Below are 16750 nucleotides of genomic sequence, written 5' to 3' on the forward strand. Positions count from 1 at the left end.
GACCTCCAGCACGGGGCGCTCCGCGCGGTGCTGGCCTACTCGGAAGGCAGGCGGTCCAGCGGGCTGGTCACCTTGCGCAGCAGGTCGGTGGCCACCTGGGTATAGAGTGAGGTGGTCTCGAGCTGCCTGTGCCCGAGCAGGACCTGGATCACGCGGATATCCTCCTTCTGTTCGAGCAGGTGAGTCGCGAAACTATGCCTCCTATGTCTTTGAAGACATAGGCGCCACTATCTTCCCTTCCGGACTATGTCTTGTAAGTCCAGAATGTTCCGCTTTTTGAGGCAAATAGTCGAAACCAGATAGAGATAGTCTGGGCTCCTTCCAGCTGCACCCCGACACCGGGGGAGGAGTTCATCGTGAAGTACGTCGTCAATGATCAGGCTGTACTTGCGCGACCACCTGAAGGGCCGCTTGCGGCTTCTATCGCCTTATTTGCGAGAGCACTCAGCGAACAGGGATACAGTGCGTATTCCCTACATGTCCAAGTGCGTATCGCAGCGGACTTTAGCCGGTGGCTTAACCAGAGGCGTGTTGGAATACGGCGCATCTGCGCTGACGACACGCGACGATATCTGCAATATCGCGCTCGATATCTTCGACCCCACCGAGAAGACCGCGCTGCACTCAGGCACCTTATCGACTTTCTGCGTCGTGAACGATTGATTGCCGCCGAGAAGGTCCCGCCGCGCCGACCGTCGTCCGCGGAATGCTGTGTGCAGGCATACGCACAATACTTACGCGAGGCACGTGCCTTGACGGAAGCGACGATCGCCAATTACGTGCCGTTCGTGCGCCGATTCCTGGACGACTGTTTCGGCAATGGGCGCGTCACGCTCTCGCGCCTGTGTGCCGGCGATATCGTGAGATTCGTTCAGCGTCAGGCGCCGCATTTGCATCCGAAGCATGCGAAGCTCATGACCACCGCACTGCGATCCTTTTTACGCTATGCATGCTATCGCGGCGACACGGCACTCGATCTCGCTGCTGCGGTTCCGATTGTCGCCAACTGGTCGATGCCGGCAATTCCTCGCGCAATCAGCCCCGAACAAACACGGGAACTGCTGGCCAGCATTGATCGGCGCAGCGGAATCGGTCGCCGCGACTACGCCATTTTGCTTCTGCTTGCACGACTGGGACTGCGTTCGGGGGAAGTCGCATTCCTCGAGCTCGGGGATATCGACTGGAACGCGGGACGCCTGACGGTTCGTGGCAGCGGTGGTCAGCGTAACGAATTGCCCTTGCCAGTAGACGTCGGCAAGGCGATCGCCGCATACCTGCGCCACGGGCGACCGGTTAGCACCTGCCGTCGGATATTTTTGCGCGTCAGGGCTCCGCTCACAGGGTTTCGCGGGTCAGGTGGAGTTAGTTCTATCGTTCGGCACTCGCTGCAGCGTGCTGGCATCGATGCACCGACTATGGGCGCACACCAGTTCCGCCACGGATTGGCTACTGAGATGTTATTCCGCGGTGCGTCGCTCGGCGAGATAGGCGAACTATTGGGACATCGTCATCCGCAGACGACAAAGATATATACGAAGGTCGATATCAAGGCACTTCGTACGTTGGCCGTACCATGGCCAGGAGGTGTGCGATGAACACACTTCGGCAGGCCGTTCAGGAGTACCTTACTTTGAGGCGGGCCTTGGGATTCAAGCTGAACGAAGCGGACAAGGGGTTGCACGACTTTGTCACCTTCATGGAGCAGAGCCGCGCGCCTTATATCACCCAGTCGCTGGCTCTCGAATGGGCCCAGCAGCGCTCAAACCTGCAACCGGCAGGGTGGGCACAACGACTGAGCTTCGTGCGGGCATTCGCACGTTATCGCAGTGCCACCGATCCACGCACCCAGATCCCCGCGCAGGGCTTGCTGCCATTCAGACCGAAGCGCGCCCGGCCGTACCTGTATTCGGATGGTGAGATTCGCAGGCTGTTGCAAGCTGCACTTCAGATGCCACACCGCTATGAAAGAGGCGCACTGCTACCGTGGACCTATCATTGCCTGTTCGGCCTGCTGAGCGTATCCGGCATGCGTCTGGGCGAAGTGCGCAACCTCGAGCTCAAGGACGTCGATTTGACCGCGGCGGTATTGACGATCCGCGGCGCCAAGTTTGGCAAGTCCCGACTCGTGCCTTTACATGCTTCGACCTGCAAGGTGCTTGCCGACTATATCGGACGGCGCGAACGACATTGGGCTGAACGGCCGGTCTCCTCCTATTTGTTCGTTTCAAGCCGGGGCAACCGGCTGGACAACAGCGAGATTCATCGAACTTTTTATCGACTGTCCCGCCAGATTGGTCTGCGCGACGAATCCGACAGTCACGGCCCACGCTTGCACGATATGAGGCATTATTCCGAGTCCCGGATTATTCCGCATACCGATCTCCGGGGCCTGCAATCCCTGGAGAATACGCGGCCTGGGGGGCGCGCCAATACGGAATAATCAGAGGGTCTTCAAGAAGGCCAGCAGGCGATCATTGGGACGGAAACGCGGTGCTCGCACATCGGTGGTCGCGGCCTTCGCCAGCGTCGTTACGGGGCGGTGAATCAATACAGATTTTGTGTAAGTGATCTGCGCTATGGGGGCGCTTGAGTTTTCGACGTTATTGGAGTGTCGTCTTCCTGGGGATTCCCCCCGATTCAGGGAGACTCACGATGAAGATCACTCGCAACGGTGCCGTGACGGCACTCCCCGGTTGCTCCGGTGGTGGCCCGCTGGTATCCCACCTCGACAGATTTGCAACGTTCCTCGCCAGCGAGGGTTACGCCGCGACGACTGTTCACGTCAAATGTACGCTGGTGGCGGAACTCAGTCTCTGGCTCAAGCGGCACAAGGTTCCACTGGCAAAGCTGGATGACCAGGGGCTCCGGCAATTTCACGTGGGTCGCCGCCGTCGCGGTGTCGCGCAACGCGGAGACGTCGCGACGACGCAACAACTGCTCACGTTCTTACGCGGCATCGGCTGCGCTCGGGTAGTGTCACCACCGCTCGATCGGAGCGCGGTGGGCAAGCTCACGCGAGATTTTGAGCAATTCCTCAGGTCGGAACGCGGCCTCTCGCCGTCGACGTTGATCAACTATCTGCCTATCGTGCGACGTTTTTTGACTGAGCGGTTCCCCGGCAAGGCGCTACGTGTTGAGCAATTGTGCCCGCAAGACCTCCATCACTTCATTCTTGGTCAAGTCCAGCGGGTCAGCCGTACTTACGCCAAACTGACCGTCACGGCGCTGCGCTCGTTCCTGCGTTTTCTGCTCCAACGCGGAGCGATCAACACGAATCTGGCCGCCGCCGTGCCGGGCGTTGCGCACGGGCGCTTATCTCACCTGCCCAAGTCGCTGCCACCCGAACAGGTGGAGCGACTGCTCGAGTCCTGCGACCGCGATACGCCAGCAGGCCAACGGGATTATGCGATCTTGCTGCTCCTGGCGCGGCTGGGGTTGCGTGCCGGAGAAGTGGTCGAGATGAATTTGGAGGATCTGGACTGGGAGGCCGGCGAGATTCTCGTGCGCGGCAAGGGCCAACGCCTGGCACGATTGCCACTGCCCAGGGAAGTCGGTGCCGCCGTGGCGCACTATCTGCGTCACGTTCGTCCCATGTGCTCGACGCGTCGCGTGTTTATCCGCTCGCGAGCTCCGCAGCGCGGCTTTGCCAGCCCTGTCGCCGTTTGCGATGTCGTGCGCCGCGCACTGCAACGCGCCGGGTTGAACCCCGAGTTCAAAGGGGCGCATTTGCTGCGGCATTCGCTGGCCACCGAACTGCTGCGTCGGGGCGCCTCCCTCGATGAGATTGGTCAATTGCTCCGGCATCAGCAACCGACGACGACGCAGATTTACGCCAAGGTGGATATCGCTGCGCTACGGCGCATCGCCCCGCCGTGGCCGGGGAGTGCATCATGAGGAAATCACCCGTCACCCCGTCGTTACAGGTTTCCCTCGATCAGTATCTGGCGCTCCGTCGTGCCCTCGGCGTCAAGTTGCGGTTGCCCGGACGCTTGCTGCAACGCTTCGTCGACTTCGCCGATGCCGCGGGCGCCACGTACATCACCACCGATCTCGCTCTGGCGTGGGCGACCCAACCTGCCAATGTGCAGCCGGCGCAATGGGCGAACCGCTTAGGCATGGTGCGTCGGTTTGCGCAATACTGCAGCGCGAGCGATCCACGCACTCTCGTACCATCACCGGACTTGCTGCCGTATCAGTTACAACGTCCGGAACCCTACATTTATCGCGACGAAGACATCGACCACTTGCTTGAGCTGGCACGGCAGCTACCATCGGCGACCGGTCTGCGACCGCATACATATGCCACGCTATTCGGCTTATATGTTGCCACCGGTCTGCGGACCAATGAAGCCTTGCATCTGGATCGCGATGATGTCGATCTCGTCAATGGCGTGTTGACGATTCGCGAGAGCAAATTCGGTAAGTCGCGCTATGTACCGGTGCATCCCACCACGCAATCTGCGTTGCAACGCTATGCAAAGCGTCGGGATCGTTTGTGCCGATACCCTGATAGTGCGAGCTTCTTCCTCTCTGAGCGTGGCACTCGCCTGACGGAATGGGCGGTACGGTGGACTTTCGTCAAATTGTCTCGCCAACTCGGCCTGCGCGGCCCGGATGATTCACGCGGACCTCGTCTGCTGGACTTTCGGCATCGACTGGCTATCAACACACTGACCGGGTGGCACCGCCGCGGCGTCGATGTCGAACGGCACCTGCCAGAACTTTCCACCTATCTCGGACATGCCCACATTACCGACACCTACTGGTATCTCACCGCGACGCCGCAGCTGATGCACTACGTAATGCGCCGGGTAGCACGCTCCGAGCGAGGAATGCGGTCATGAACACAACTCAAAATGGTGTCAGCACTTTCTCCTCGCTTCTGGAGTCGTTCTTCCTGAATCGACTCCTGCGCCAGCGACAGGTCAGTTCACACACCGTCGCAAGCTACCGCGATACCTTTCGCTTGCTCCTGCAGTTTGCGCAGCAGCGCCTGCGCAAATCACCCTCAGCGCTGGCGGTGCCCGACTTGAATGCGGCGTTTATCGGTATGTTCCTCGATCATCTCGAGCAGGACCGTGACAACAGTGCCCGCAGCCGTAATGTGCGCCTGGCCGCCATTCATTCCTTCTTCCGCTATGTCGCCCTGCACGCACCGGAGTACAGCGCCGTGGCGCAATGCGTTCTCGCCATGCCGAGCAAACGCTATGTGCGCCGACCGATTGCTTACCTGACGCCGGATGAAGCAGACGCGCTACTCGCCGCGCCTGACCTCACGACGTGGCTCGGGCGGCGGGATAGAGCCCTGCTACTATTGGCCTTGCGAACAGGGCTGCGCGCATCGGAACTCCTCGGCCTGCGCGGTCAAGACTTTGTACTGGGCACCGGTGCGCATGTACGCTGTATGGGGAAGGGCCGAAAGGAACGCTGTACGCCGCTGCGCAAAAATACCGTGGCCGTGCTGCGCAGTTGGCTGCGCGAATGCCACTACCCACCGTCCAACCCGATCTTTCAATCGCTGCGTGGTACGGCGTTAAGCCATGACAGTCTGCAATATCTGCTGGACAAGCATCTCGCGGTAGCGCGCCTTCACTGCCCCTCACTCATCGGTAAGAAAGTGACGCCGCACAGTTTGAGACATTCGCTGGCGATGAATTTGCTGCACCATGGCGCAGATCGCGTCGTGATCGCCCTCTGGCTCGGTCACGAATCGGTGGAAACTACTGCCATTTATTTCCAGGCGGATGCAACTAAAAGAACAGGCGCGGGCGAAGGCCGCGACCACCGATGTGCGAGCACCGCGTTTCCGTCCCAATGATCGCCTGCTGGCCTTCTTGAAGACCCTCTGATTATTCCGTATTGGCGCGCCCCCCAGGCCGCGTATTCTCCAGGGATTGCAGGCCCCGGAGATCGGTATGCGGAATAATCCGGGACTCGGAATAATGGCGAAAATCATGTAAACGCGGTCCGTGGGTGGCGGTGGGGCTGCGCAAACCGATTTGGCGCGACAACGCATGGAACGTTCTGTACACGTCCGCGCGATGCAATGGATTGAGCGTGCTGGACACAAACAGGTGGAGCGCGGATCGTCCAGCAAGAAAACGCTCACGACGTGTGACGTAATCAGCAAGCACTTGCCGGGTTGACGCATGCAGAGGCACCATCCGTATTTTTCCGAATTTCCCCCGAACCGTCACAATGCCTTCATTCAGATCAACATCCTCCCGTTTCAAATCGAGTGCTTCACCGAGGCGTAATCCCGACACACTCAGCAGACCCAAGAAACAATAATATGTCCACGGACGCAGGCCCATTCCGCCAGAGAGAGTCAATGCGGCTTGAAGTAGGGCCTCAATTTCTGCACTGCTGTAAAGGTAGGGCTTCGCGCGGCGCGGCCGGTACGGCATCAAGGCGCACGGTGGAATCTCCGTGTGTGGATCGATCGCACTGTAGTACTGGGCAAATCCACGGACATAACCTACTCGTGCTGCCCACGTTGCCAGTTGAGCGTACTTCGGTTGCTGTGCCCACTGGAGCACGCGGCATAGGGTGATGTGAACAGCCCGCCGCTTTTCCATAAAGGTGACGAAGTCCTGCAAAGCGTTGCCGGCAAGAAGCAGCTTGAATCCCAGGCCGCGGCGCAACGCTAAATAGCTCTGAACCGCTTCGCGCAGTGTGTTCATTGCATACCTCCCGGCCAAGGCAAGCCCAGTGTGCGCAAGGCGGCAAGGTCGGTCTTCGCATAGATCGCCGTTGTTTCTGGATGACGATGGCGTAACAGCTCGCCAATCTCTGCCAGGGAAGCACCCTGGCGCAATAGATCGCAGGCCAGCCGATGTCGAAACTGATGGGCACCCTTGTGCGGCGTATCAATACCTGCTCGTTCCAGCGCGCGCTCAACGATAGATCCGATGGCTTCCTGTCCCTGAAACTCCCCCATCGGCGCTACGCTACGCAAAAATACAGAGCGGCTGGTACTGTGCGGTCGCCCCTTCTGCAGGTAGTCGGCGATCGCCTCACCCACATCGGCCGGTAGCGGCATGGGGCATCCCCTTGCGCTCTTACCGTGCACATACAGACTTCCACTATCCCAGTCGATGTCATCCAGTTTGAGCGCGACGATTTCGCCCGCGCGCAAACCCAGTCGGGCCAGCAGCAATAAAATTGCATAATCCCGGGAGCCCACGGCCCTTTGACGGTTGCAAGATGCGAGCGCTGCTTGCGCATGCTCCACCGAGATCGCACGAGGGATTGATGCCATCGACCAGTTGGCAACGGTAGGTACAGCGGCAGCCAGATCACGCTTGACGGCGCCGCAGTAAAGCAAATATCGGAGGAAAGATCGCAGCGCAGTGACCATCATTTTTGCCCGCGCCAGATGCAGGCATTTTACCTGCTCCTGTACAAATGCGATGACATTAGCGGCGCGCAGCGAAGCGAGTTGTATTTTTTTACGGTCACGGAAACAGGCCGTCAAAAAGACTCGGGCAAAAGGCACATAGATGTCGATCGTCTCGGCCGAAAGTCCCCGTTCCTGCTGCAAGTACACCGTGTACTCGTCCAATAACTGCCGATCGGGCGTGACCTCGACGGCAACGGTCGGCAACTCTGCGATGGCACCCTGCTGGTGCAGAAAATCCAGCATCCGTTTCAATACGTAGGTGTCGCTTGATCTGGGACGTCGATGACGAGCCCGATAACGTAAATAGCGCGGTATATGCTCGTCCGTAATCGCTGGTAAAACAGCATGTGCTTGCTTGAGCCAACGGCTAAAATCAGCAACCAATCGGGTTTGCCCACGGCTCGACTCTGGAGCAAATCCTTGGTCGTCCAGCGATTTGGTAAAGGAACTGATGTAGGGCGCGAGCGGCCCTTCTTGCGCACACCTCAACGACCACGAACGACTGTATGACGGCTCCATGATGATCTCCTCCCAATCAAGATTACCTTGAGAGGAGTCAGGATAATGCCGACTACATTGGAACGAAAACGTTACTAATTGCGGACAAAAATGAAATTACTCGGCCATATTTTTTTACACGGAATTATGTCGGACATAAACTACTGCTTTGCGCTGGAGCAGAGGCGCTGGCAGACGATCAGCGTTCGTCATCGTCAGACTCCTTACCGATTGCGACGCCTGCGGCCTGGAGCAGCAGGTTCGCAAGGTGTGTGATTGCCCTTGCGCGCTGTGCCGCGCTCATTCCCTGAAGCTCGGCGGTGTCGAACCTCAGACTCATCTGAGACAGCGTCAGTGCAGGCGGTTGTGGGCGTAGCAGTACGCCCCTTGGCAGCTTGTCCATTGCGTTTCTCCCGGACGGTAGTGGAACCGTCCGAAGAGTGTGCTCGCAAGCGCCAGTCAACCAGCAGCCGGTCGAGTTCGCTCAGCACCGCAACTGTGACGCGCGGCTCGCCCAACGCCATGGCAGAACACACGACGCGATCCAGCATCCACGCCGACACCACCCTCACTACGCCTGGGCTGGCCTCGACGTGCACCACGCGCCCCCCGCTTCGCTCCTCGACGTCTCGTACCTTGACGCGACGCCCATACAAGGGATGCCAACGGTAATGGACTTCAACTTCCTGCCCGATATGGGCAGAATGATCGCGAACTTTCACTGGGACGAAAAAACTTCATGTTCGCCGGCTCTGACAGCGGGGGTGAGCGGGCAGCGGCAATGTATTCACTGATCCAGACCTGCCGACTCAACGATATCGATCCGCGCGCGTATCTGTGTCATGTGCTGGCCTGCATCGCCGATCACCCGATCAACCGCGTTGATGAACTGCTGCCCTGGCGCGTCGCCGGACAACTGCGAAACGCGCCCCAACCCGCGGCTCCGTGTGGTTGAACGACAGGACCGCATGCCCCGATTGCCCGAAACGTCTCACACGCCCTGAGCCGGAACTCCCGTTGTGCGAAGGCAGCGATCGGTTGGGTATTCCGGTCCAACGTGACCGACGGTTCCAGTATCGTGACCGCTGACTCCGGAATGCGCGGCAGATCGGTCACGATGAAACGGAACGGCCGGTCACGTTCCCGGAATTCGCGGTCACGTTCGCCGGAATATCGGTTACCCGGTAACGTTGATGAGCTACCGGGGAACCTGGAAGTAGGCATCCCATTCTGCCGAATCCGGATCAAGCCTGCGCACGATCGCCGCATCCGCCCGCACCACCAGCCGCTCAAGCATCTCCCGCTTCGTTACCGAGTAACGGCGTGCCAGCCGCGCGAGCGCGAGTTCTGCTTCAGTGGTCACCCACATGTCAAACCGTCGTTCGCCGTTGCCATCGGTTCCGGCCGTCGCCCGTCTTGCACGGTAGGCGGCCTGCCTTTCCGCATTCGTCTGTGCCATCCCGCTTCTCCATGCCGTCGTTACCCGGTAACGATATCTTGCTGATCGTTACCGGATAACGAAACGTCCCAAAGCAGATAGCTTGTCCCGCTTGCGCCTGTGACGTCCACAAAAAACTGAACGGTCGTCGCGAGGCGCTTACGTCGGCCCTGCAAAATTCAGTTTGCTTGACGCACGACGCCGATCGGGCAACTTGTGGGACCGGGAAGGTTAGGCCGCCGGAAGCGTTTCCGGTGCGCAAGCAGCGGATGCGACGGGACATTGACGATCCAATGCAGCCAGGCGAGGATAAAAAAGATGGGCCCCAGACCCAGGCGAACAATCGCCCGCAACAGCCAGCGCAGGTTGTAGCCCGTGGCGCACAGCACGGCATGGAGTGCATCGCCGGTTTGCCCTTTGAGCCAGCAACGACGCATACCGTGGTCGTGCTTCACATGGCCGATGATCGGTTCGATCGCCTGCCGTCGCTTGAGCCAACGTCGCTGCGTGCTAGTCAGTGTCTTGTGTTTTCCGCGATAAATCTGGTGTACTGATGATACCTCCACGTCCACGCCGCGAAACCCGAGATCGACCAATATGGTCTTCGGCTGCGGTGTACCGGGCAGGTCCTGCAACAGAATGGTGCTCTGTTCGAGTTGCTCGGCCAGCGTATGGCCGTCATAGGGGTTGCCGGGGAACGCCCGGGCACCGACGATCAACCCTTGTTTCTCCGTGATCGCGAGGCTCACCTTGACGCCGAACTCGTAGGGCTGGCGTGCCTTTCCTTTCCCAATGCATTCAACTTCAGGCGCATGCAGTGCGTAGAGCTTGTTTTTGTCCTTTGGACGTTGGCGGCAAATGCGCCAGACCCGCTCAAGCCAGACGCGCAGTTGTGCCTGCCGTTCGTCCGAAGCTCCGGAGAGCTTGCGTTCGATATCGCGCAGCAACCGTCCCAATCCTGTGCGCTGACGCTTGAGTACACGACGCAGGCGCTTGAACTGCTTCGCATGGGCATAGCCGCCCGCGCGGCGACGCAGCCGCTTGCCTTCGCGCTCGTACGTTTGCTTCAGCCCCAACCCTGCGCGTTGCGCCAACTGAACGAGTCTGGCCCGCGCCACCTCCAGCAGACGGCTGTCGGTCGGATACGCAATCGCCTTCTCCTGCACCGTGGTGTCGACAATCACGCGCTCGAATTCGACCGGCGTCACCGCCTTCATCTGCACCGCAGCCGCGATCGTCGCCGCGAGCAGCTCCCTCGACACCGGCTTCGCCCAGCGCCTGTCGAAAGCGCACCAGGTTGGTCGGGTCGCACGGCAGACGCGGCTGGAAATACTCCTCGCCGCAGAAGAACTGGAAGTACACGTCCTGCGCCCAGCGCTCGCACACCGTTTCGTCACTCTCGTTGTAGGCGTGCTTCAGGTACAGCAGACCCACCATCAGCCGCATAGGCAAGCGCGGACGTCCAGCCGCACTGACGCCACCGGCAAGTTCCAGTGAGTTCGAGCCAAACAGGTCAACCGCTTCGCTCACCCGCCCATCGCGTGAGCGTCGCTCGAACAGGGGAGCAAGCGTCGTTTCGATTGAAGCCCACGACATCTTCGTTGCCAACACGGCAAGCGGGTGACGCAGATCAATCATCGCGTCCAGACGGCTACGAAAGAAATCAGGCGTGCTCATTGGCGACCACTCCGAAAATCCGAGAATCTTTATCAGATCGATATTCGTTCTGGGAGTTCTCTTATCCGCCAACTAACTGCATCGCCAAGCCAGGCGGGGCCTCACGAACTTCTGCAAGACCGACTAATGAGTTGGTAGCTCTGCGTGCGCGCCTAGCACTCCTTCAGCGAGAGAGTCGCATCGATTGAATTTGGGACGGCGCCAATGTGGAACGCGCAACACCAAAACGCTCGGTAGCATAGTTAACGACTGCTGCGATTTCTTCGTTGCTATACGTAGACGCGAATCCAGGCATCACGAGTGTGCCGTCCGAATTTTGTGATGCCGTGCCATACATCACCATCTGCGCCGCGTTTAGTCCGCTGGGATCGTTCACGGCTCGACTGCCGGTCAACTGCGAGCGAATGAGCAACGTATTGTGTCCCGACCAGGTGTGGCAGCCTACGCACGCTTGACCGAAGATCTTTTGTCCCAAGTCTCGCTGATCACCGACCGACACTTTTAATACGGGTTGCGCTGCCGCCGTGGTGTCACGCACCGGGGGGGAATTTGCCGATTTGATCGGTGGGACACTTCGTAAATAGGTGGCGGTCGCATGTATGTCGCTCGGCGTCAGATGCGACAGACTGAGTTCTACAACCTCGGCCATGGGTCCTCCGGCTGTGCCGCGTCCTTGCGCGTGCCCTGTAGCAAGATACTGCTCGAGTTGAACGTCAGACCAAGCGCCAAGACCTGATTGCGGGTCTGCGGTAATGTTGTACGCATTCCACCCATCCACCAGACTGCCACTAAATTTCAACTTGTTATCAAGTCCCTGAAATTTATTTCTCGACGTGTGACATTCCCCGCAGTGCCCGAGGCCTTCGACCAGATAGGCGCCGCGATTCCATTCGACGCTTTGTGTAGTTACCGGTTCGAACCTCCTGCTGGGATTAAATAGGAGGGACCAGAACGACATCAGCCAACGCTGATTGAATGGAAAGCGCAACGTGTTCTCAGGAGCCGTGCCAACCGCGGGCGTGAGCGAAAACAAGTATGCTTTTATTGCTAGGGAATCCGCGTCGGACAGATAGGTGTATGACGCGTACGGAAAGGCGGGATAAAGTCGCTTGCCTCCTCGCCCCACCCCTCTATGTAACGCCGTAAGGAAGTCCGAATCACTCCAGTGGCCGATTCCGGTCGAAGCATCGGACGTGATGTTCGGTGAGTAAAGCGTTCCAAAAGGAGTTGCAAAAGGACGACCGCCGGCAAACGGCTTTCCGCCCTGAACGGTATGGCATGCCTGACAATCAGCGGCGGCTGTCAGATATCGGCCACGGGAAATGATGTCTTGATCTTTGAAGTCGGCCGGGGTGCCGGTAGCGCTATTCATGTTAGGGGTTGATGCAACGCCCCCCCTTGCTACAAAGTCCATAGGGCCCGGGCGCGTTGCATACCATCCTAGGACGGACACCCCGACGATCGCCAACGCGCACGCGAACCCCGCGCCAATAATGACGAGCCGCTTAGAAGCATTCATATTGCCTCCCCGCGTGGTGAAGCTGATTCAGATCGAATGGGGTTTGGGCGATGTGTTTCGTGTTGATGGGAGATCACGCGAATTTCGCTCCATAAGCACTGAATGGCTGCGATCTAAGGCGGTCGCCAGTTGCTGCGAATATTGCGTTTCCCAGTGCTGCGCCGACCGGGATCACGCCAATTTCGCCGAAACTCCCCGGTTGTTCGCCCACGCTTATCACCTCCACTTTGATTTCCGGCGTTTCGTCAAATCTAAGCACGCGGTAGTCGTTGAAATTGCGTTGCTCCGGTGCGCCCCCTGAAAGAGTGATCCGCTCGTATAGCGTGTTGCTCAACCCGAATACCATGCCCCCTTCGATGCATCGTTCGGCCAGAAGCGGATTGATCACAAGCCCCGAATCACAGACCCCGACCATACGCTCGACCTTTATTCCTTTCTCGGACGTTGACACTTCGACGATCACCGCTAACCTGCATCGATAAAATTCCGACTGATAGAAAGCGACGCCCTGATATCGCCCTGGCGCGGCATTTCCCCAATCGGCCAGTTCCGCAGCTCGGTCAATGACCGCTGTGCTGCGCGGATCCTTCTTCAGCAGTTTTTGCCGATACTTAAGCGGATCAGATTTGCTGACGTGGGCCGCTTCATCGATGATTGTTTCAAGTAGGAATCCGTTGTGCGTTTCATTGTTTCCACGGAATGCGCCGATTCGAACAGGATGAGGCGTGAGCACATAGGTACCCGATTCGTTGGGAATCCCATAGGAGCTGCCAACCAAAGTAAATAGCGGCAGATCAAGTGGTTTTTTCTTCGCATACCACCAAGGGAACATCGAGCGCCAAACGCCGTCACTCGCAATCTTTGCCTCGTAAGCAACAGGCATCCCGGCAGCGTCCAGACCCATCCGAACCCGGCCAATAACAGCGGTGCGGTGCTGATCGACGCGCAAATCTTCAGCCCGTGTCCAAATGACCTTCACTGGACGGCCCGCAGCTTTTGATATGAGAACCGCTTCGATCGTATGCTCACGCCCGGAGCGCCGGCCAAAGTCGCCACCCTGAAAGTGGTTGTGAACCACCACGGTCATTGGGTCTATTCCAAGCGGCTCCGCCGCAAACCTCGAATCGATGGTAGGCGACTTCGTTGATAGCCAGATTTCACACTTGTCCCCTTCGACCGACGCCGTGCACGAGACTGGCTCCATGCAGGCGTGGGATATGATCGGCAAAGTGAATTCGGCCTCGATAATTGTCGTTGCACCCTTCATCGCGGCTTGAACGTTGCCATGGCTGCCGGGGGTCGGAACGCCGGGCTGACCCAGTGATTTTCTTAGCGACGCATCGAGCGTCGCGGAAGACGCGGATGCATTGGGATGCGGAGCATAAGTCTCATGCACGGTAGCCAACGCTTTTACGGCTTGCCAGTATTGATCAGCCACCACCGCAACCCCCTGCGGGATCGCCATAACGAGCTTCACGCCTGGCATAGCCTTCGCGACGGCATCGTCAATCGAAGCGATTGTTGAACGGTATGCCGGGCCATGCCGGACCGCCGCGTACAACATTCCAGGAACTTCGGCATCAAGGCCAAAACGTGCCGACCCGTCGCATTTCGTCGGTACGTCCAGGCGGGCAAGCGGCTGGCCAATTAAAGGCATATCTGCACGGGACCTGAGGGCAGGTTTTGTAGGCACAGCTTGCTTCGCGGCCGACGCAGCAAGTTGACCGAAGGACATCCTCCGACCCGAAGCGGCGTGAGAAACAAAAGAATTACTGACCGTGCATTCCGATTTCGACACTTTCAGATGATCGGCCGCCGCCGAGACCAGCATTTCTCGAGTCGTCGCGGCAGCCAACCGCAACGTGTCGTAAAAACCTGATATGGAAGAACTTCCGGCGGTCAGCACCAGCCCCTCGTAGAGCATCGGGTTGATGTACTCGGGGCGTCGTTCGGTGGTAAATCGATACCGCATTAGAGCCCAGTCAGCACCGAGCTCAGCAGCGATGACCTGGGGTATCCCGGTCGAGTTTCCCTGGCCACCTTCAGTTTGCGCGATGATCGCAGTTACTAGGTTGTCCGTTCCAATGGATAGGAACGAGTTGGCTAACTGCTTCGGTGCAACGTCTCCCGCTGCCAGAGCAGCACGAACGGGCATATTGAACGCAAGCAAGAAGGCGGCGCTTCCGGCACTCTTCAAAAGACTGCGACGACTTAGCAATGGACCGACGCTATGCTGACCATCATCCTCAAAAGACATCTTTCCCATATTTTTTCTCCAACGTCAGGCGAGGGCTTTGGATGCTTCCGCGATGGCAGCGCGGATTCGAGGATAGGTCCCGCATCGACATATATTCCCGCTCATCGATCTATCTACAAGTTCACGCGACGGATTTGCGTCGGCTGTAAGCAATGCAACCGCCGACATGATCTGTCCCGATTGACAGTAGCCGCATTGCGGAACATTGTTCTTGATCCACGCTGCCTTGACGGCTTCCGCCACTTTGCCGGCAACCGCCTCGATGGTTATGACTTTGCGACCGCTAACGGCCGCTGCAGGGGTTACACAGGATCGGACCGGCTGACCGTCAATGTGGACGGTGCACGCGCCACAAAGGCCCGCCCCGCATCCGAACTTGGTTCCTTTGAGGCTAAGCGCGTCTCGCAACGCCCAGAGCAACGGCGTATCGGGATCAAGACCGTCGAGAGAATACTCGGTCCCGTTCACGTTCAGGTTCATGGGTTTTCCAATGAGATGAAGGAATCGGAAAGGAATATAGGGACGATTGCACTATAGATGGTCAATTTGCTTTCGCTGCAGAGCCGGCCGTAAGGTCTTCAGGATGTCCATTGTGTGAACCTCACCGTCGTTCAAATCCACTTATCGTCAATGTCCGGTGTCTCGTTCGCGGCGATATCATTTCGCGAGTTGCTTGCGTTTAGTCTATTGTCAGTCGTGATAGCGAGCGGCTGCATGCGTCTGCGCGAAATTCGGCAGCATGGCCTGCCGAGCCGCTTCATACGCATCCCACTGGGCATCGTCGGGGAGTGGTGGAATCGTGACGGTTTCGCGGCGATCAAAACCAACCAGAGCCGCATCGACGAGTTCGTCCACGTTCATTACTCCGGAAACAGTATCGACATCCCTCCCAACATGAGTCCAGATTTCCGTGCGCGTGGCCGCTGGTAGTACCGCCTGGACGTAAACGCCTTTAGGCCTCAGCTCGAGATCCAGAGCTAGGGACAGGTAGAGAACGAACGCCTTGGTCGCGCCATAAACACTCATCCCCATTTCGGGAGCGAGGGCAACCACAGAGGCGATATTGACGATAGCACCGGCACCGTCCTGTGAAAAGCGCGGCGCGACTGCCGCGGCGAGGCGCGCCACGGCAGTCGTGTTCAGATCGACAAGCGAGGCGACGACGTCAGGCGTTTGTTCGAGGAAAGTGCCTGGAATGGCTGTCCCGGCATTATTGATCAACACACCAATACGCGAATCGTTGCGCAGTCGATCTTCTACCTGCTTGAGTTCTGAGACGTTCGCCAGATCAGCCTTGATGACTTCGACATCGACTCCGCTTTCGGATTTCAGCTTTGCCGCGAGCTCTTTCATGCGAGCATCGTTGCGTGCGACCAGGACAAGGTCGTGGCCGCGCTTCGCAAATCGATCCGCATACATGGCGCCGATACCGACTGAAGCGCCCGTAATGAGCACCGTTGGTTTCTTGGACATCCCGTTTGCTCCTTCGCGAAACAGTTGAGATATAGATTATAAGAATAATCTTCGAAGTCAAGCACTCCCGTCGGCCGGGACAACGCCGATGAAGCCACTCGGCCTACCTTCAGGTTGGCTATATTCGAGGCGCCCAGTGTAGGTCGGTTGTGTCTGTGCCCGTGGGGTGTGTTCTGATGCGGCTTGGACAACGCCGCATCCTCACTGGGGCACGAGGGACGCAGAGTCGCGTCATATCGACCGGAACGGCGCATTCACTGTAACGAACGTCGCGTCGGGCCTCGAGAGTGATTAGTTGAATCGAAAGTTACTGAGGTCGATCGACACAAGCAGCATGTCGTGGACCGGGTTCATGTCAGGCCCACGTAAATAAGCCCGGCGCCTAGTGGGGAAATACAGTCCTTCGACCTCCACGAAATCGGAGACGTATTGTGCAGCGGAGAATCCGCCAGAGATTTCGACGGTGTAGTCGTGGCGACGCAGCAA

General features: G+C 58.4%; 14 protein-coding genes and 4 pseudogenes. 7 read left to right on the forward strand and 11 right to left on the reverse strand.

The window, feature by feature from the left end; translation table 11 throughout:
* Positions 1 to 35: 35 nt before the first annotated feature.
* Positions 36 to 200 (reverse strand): annotated as a pseudogene (locus GNZ13_RS48130) (tyrosine-type recombinase/integrase); the annotation flags it as partial.
* 331 nt (positions 201 to 531) lie between these two features.
* On the opposite strand from GNZ13_RS48130, the gene GNZ13_RS53700 reads away from it, so the two are divergent.
* The 6 genes from GNZ13_RS53700 (at position 532) to GNZ13_RS48155 (ending at position 5818) form a co-directional block, all read left to right on the forward strand.
* Positions 532 to 663: a hypothetical protein gene (locus GNZ13_RS53700; protein ID WP_268959250.1), complete on the forward strand. Its 132-nt coding sequence runs from the start codon at positions 532 to 534 to the stop codon at positions 661 to 663.
* A gap of 50 nt (positions 664 to 713) precedes the next feature.
* Positions 714 to 1595 (forward strand): site-specific integrase, encoded by an 882-nt coding sequence (locus GNZ13_RS48135; protein ID WP_216675307.1) that lies wholly within the window; start codon positions 714 to 716, stop codon positions 1593 to 1595.
* Complete coding sequence (locus GNZ13_RS48140) at positions 1592 to 2440, forward strand: tyrosine-type recombinase/integrase (RefSeq protein WP_172178269.1); 849 nt, start codon at positions 1592 to 1594, stop codon at positions 2438 to 2440. Before GNZ13_RS48135 ends, GNZ13_RS48140 begins: the two co-directional genes overlap by 4 nt.
* Positions 2441 to 2652: 212 nt before the next feature.
* A complete protein-coding gene (locus tag GNZ13_RS48145; protein WP_172178271.1) occupies positions 2653 to 3894 on the forward strand; it encodes a site-specific integrase in 1242 nt (413 codons plus the stop codon).
* A 95-nt stretch (positions 3895 to 3989) separates the two neighbouring features.
* Positions 3990 to 4844 (forward strand): tyrosine-type recombinase/integrase, encoded by an 855-nt coding sequence (locus tag GNZ13_RS48150; protein ID WP_328807415.1) that lies wholly within the window; start codon positions 3990 to 3992, stop codon positions 4842 to 4844.
* The gene (locus tag GNZ13_RS48155; protein ID WP_328807416.1) at positions 4841 to 5818 is read left to right on the forward strand and encodes a tyrosine-type recombinase/integrase; all 978 of its coding nucleotides are present in this window, start codon (positions 4841 to 4843) and stop codon (positions 5816 to 5818) included. Before GNZ13_RS48150 ends, GNZ13_RS48155 begins: the two co-directional genes overlap by 4 nt.
* 31 nt (positions 5819 to 5849) lie before the next feature.
* Here the strand turns inward: GNZ13_RS48155 and GNZ13_RS48160 are convergent, their stop codons facing one another.
* From GNZ13_RS48160 to GNZ13_RS48170, 3 genes are all read right to left on the reverse strand, one after another.
* On the reverse strand, positions 5850 to 6683 hold the full coding sequence (locus tag GNZ13_RS48160) for a tyrosine-type recombinase/integrase (RefSeq protein ID WP_172178275.1): 834 nt from the start codon (positions 6681 to 6683) through the stop codon (positions 5850 to 5852).
* Positions 6680 to 7921, reverse strand: a complete 1242-nt coding sequence (locus tag GNZ13_RS48165) for a site-specific integrase (RefSeq protein WP_172178277.1) — start codon at positions 7919 to 7921, stop codon at positions 6680 to 6682. The genes GNZ13_RS48160 and GNZ13_RS48165 overlap by 4 nt, the downstream gene beginning before the upstream one ends.
* A gap of 178 nt (positions 7922 to 8099) precedes the next feature.
* Positions 8100 to 8303, reverse strand: coding sequence for a hypothetical protein (locus GNZ13_RS48170; protein ID WP_172178279.1), 204 nt, complete (start codon positions 8301 to 8303; stop codon positions 8100 to 8102).
* A 306-nt stretch (positions 8304 to 8609) separates the two neighbouring features.
* Here GNZ13_RS48170 and GNZ13_RS48175 point away from each other — a divergent pair.
* Positions 8610 to 8855 (forward strand): annotated as a pseudogene (locus GNZ13_RS48175) (transposase domain-containing protein); the annotation flags it as partial.
* Between the two features lie 243 nt (positions 8856 to 9098).
* On the opposite strand, the gene GNZ13_RS48180 reads toward GNZ13_RS48175, so the two are convergent.
* The 7 genes and pseudogenes from GNZ13_RS48180 to GNZ13_RS51860 all read right to left on the reverse strand — a co-directional run.
* The gene (locus GNZ13_RS48180) at positions 9099 to 9359 is read right to left on the reverse strand and encodes a hypothetical protein (protein WP_172178281.1); all 261 of its coding nucleotides are present in this window, start codon (positions 9357 to 9359) and stop codon (positions 9099 to 9101) included.
* A gap of 254 nt (positions 9360 to 9613) precedes the next feature.
* Positions 9614 to 11015: pseudogene (locus GNZ13_RS48185) on the reverse strand (IS5 family transposase); the annotation flags it as partial.
* Positions 11016 to 11178: 163 nt separating this feature from the next.
* Positions 11179 to 12387: a cytochrome c gene (locus GNZ13_RS48190; protein ID WP_172178283.1), complete on the reverse strand. Its 1209-nt coding sequence runs from the start codon at positions 12385 to 12387 to the stop codon at positions 11179 to 11181.
* Positions 12388 to 12607: 220 nt separating this feature from the next.
* Positions 12608 to 14800: a xanthine dehydrogenase family protein molybdopterin-binding subunit gene (locus GNZ13_RS48195; protein WP_172178285.1), complete on the reverse strand. Its 2193-nt coding sequence runs from the start codon at positions 14798 to 14800 to the stop codon at positions 12608 to 12610.
* Between the two features lie 15 nt (positions 14801 to 14815).
* Positions 14816 to 15271, reverse strand: a complete 456-nt coding sequence (locus GNZ13_RS48200) for a (2Fe-2S)-binding protein (protein WP_172178287.1) — start codon at positions 15269 to 15271, stop codon at positions 14816 to 14818.
* Between the two features lie 210 nt (positions 15272 to 15481).
* Positions 15482 to 16264 carry an SDR family NAD(P)-dependent oxidoreductase gene (locus GNZ13_RS48205; protein WP_172178289.1) on the reverse strand — a complete coding sequence of 261 codons (783 nt, stop codon included), beginning with the start codon at positions 16262 to 16264 and terminating at the stop codon, positions 15482 to 15484.
* A gap of 291 nt (positions 16265 to 16555) precedes the next feature.
* Positions 16556 to 16750, reverse strand: a pseudogene (locus GNZ13_RS51860) (hypothetical protein); the annotation flags it as partial.

It is taken from the genome of Paraburkholderia elongata, from assembly GCF_013177735.1.
Lineage (GTDB): Bacteria > Pseudomonadota > Gammaproteobacteria > Burkholderiales > Burkholderiaceae > Paraburkholderia > Paraburkholderia elongata.

Coding starts and splice junctions, on each gene's coding strand:
- GNZ13_RS48200 (WP_172178287.1), bottom strand. CDS start 15,271: ATGAACCTGAACGTGAACGGGACCGAGTATTCTCTCGACGGTCTTGAT.
- GNZ13_RS48140 (WP_172178269.1), top strand. CDS start 1,592: ATGAACACACTTCGGCAGGCCGTTCAGGAGTACCTTACTTTGAGGCGG.
- GNZ13_RS48155 (WP_328807416.1), top strand. CDS start 4,841: ATGAACACAACTCAAAATGGTGTCAGCACTTTCTCCTCGCTTCTGGAG.
- GNZ13_RS48170 (WP_172178279.1), bottom strand. CDS start 8,303: ATGGACAAGCTGCCAAGGGGCGTACTGCTACGCCCACAACCGCCTGCA.
- GNZ13_RS48195 (WP_172178285.1), bottom strand. CDS start 14,800: ATGGGAAAGATGTCTTTTGAGGATGATGGTCAGCATAGCGTCGGTCCA.
- GNZ13_RS48145 (WP_172178271.1), top strand. CDS start 2,653: ATGAAGATCACTCGCAACGGTGCCGTGACGGCACTCCCCGGTTGCTCC.
- GNZ13_RS48205 (WP_172178289.1), bottom strand. CDS start 16,264: ATGTCCAAGAAACCAACGGTGCTCATTACGGGCGCTTCAGTCGGTATC.
- GNZ13_RS48160 (WP_172178275.1), bottom strand. CDS start 6,683: ATGAACACACTGCGCGAAGCGGTTCAGAGCTATTTAGCGTTGCGCCGC.
- GNZ13_RS48190 (WP_172178283.1), bottom strand. CDS start 12,387: ATGAATAGCGCTACCGGCACCCCGGCCGACTTCAAAGATCAAGACATC.
- GNZ13_RS48180 (WP_172178281.1), bottom strand. CDS start 9,359: ATGGCACAGACGAATGCGGAAAGGCAGGCCGCCTACCGTGCAAGACGG.
- GNZ13_RS48165 (WP_172178277.1), bottom strand. CDS start 7,921: ATGGAGCCGTCATACAGTCGTTCGTGGTCGTTGAGGTGTGCGCAAGAA.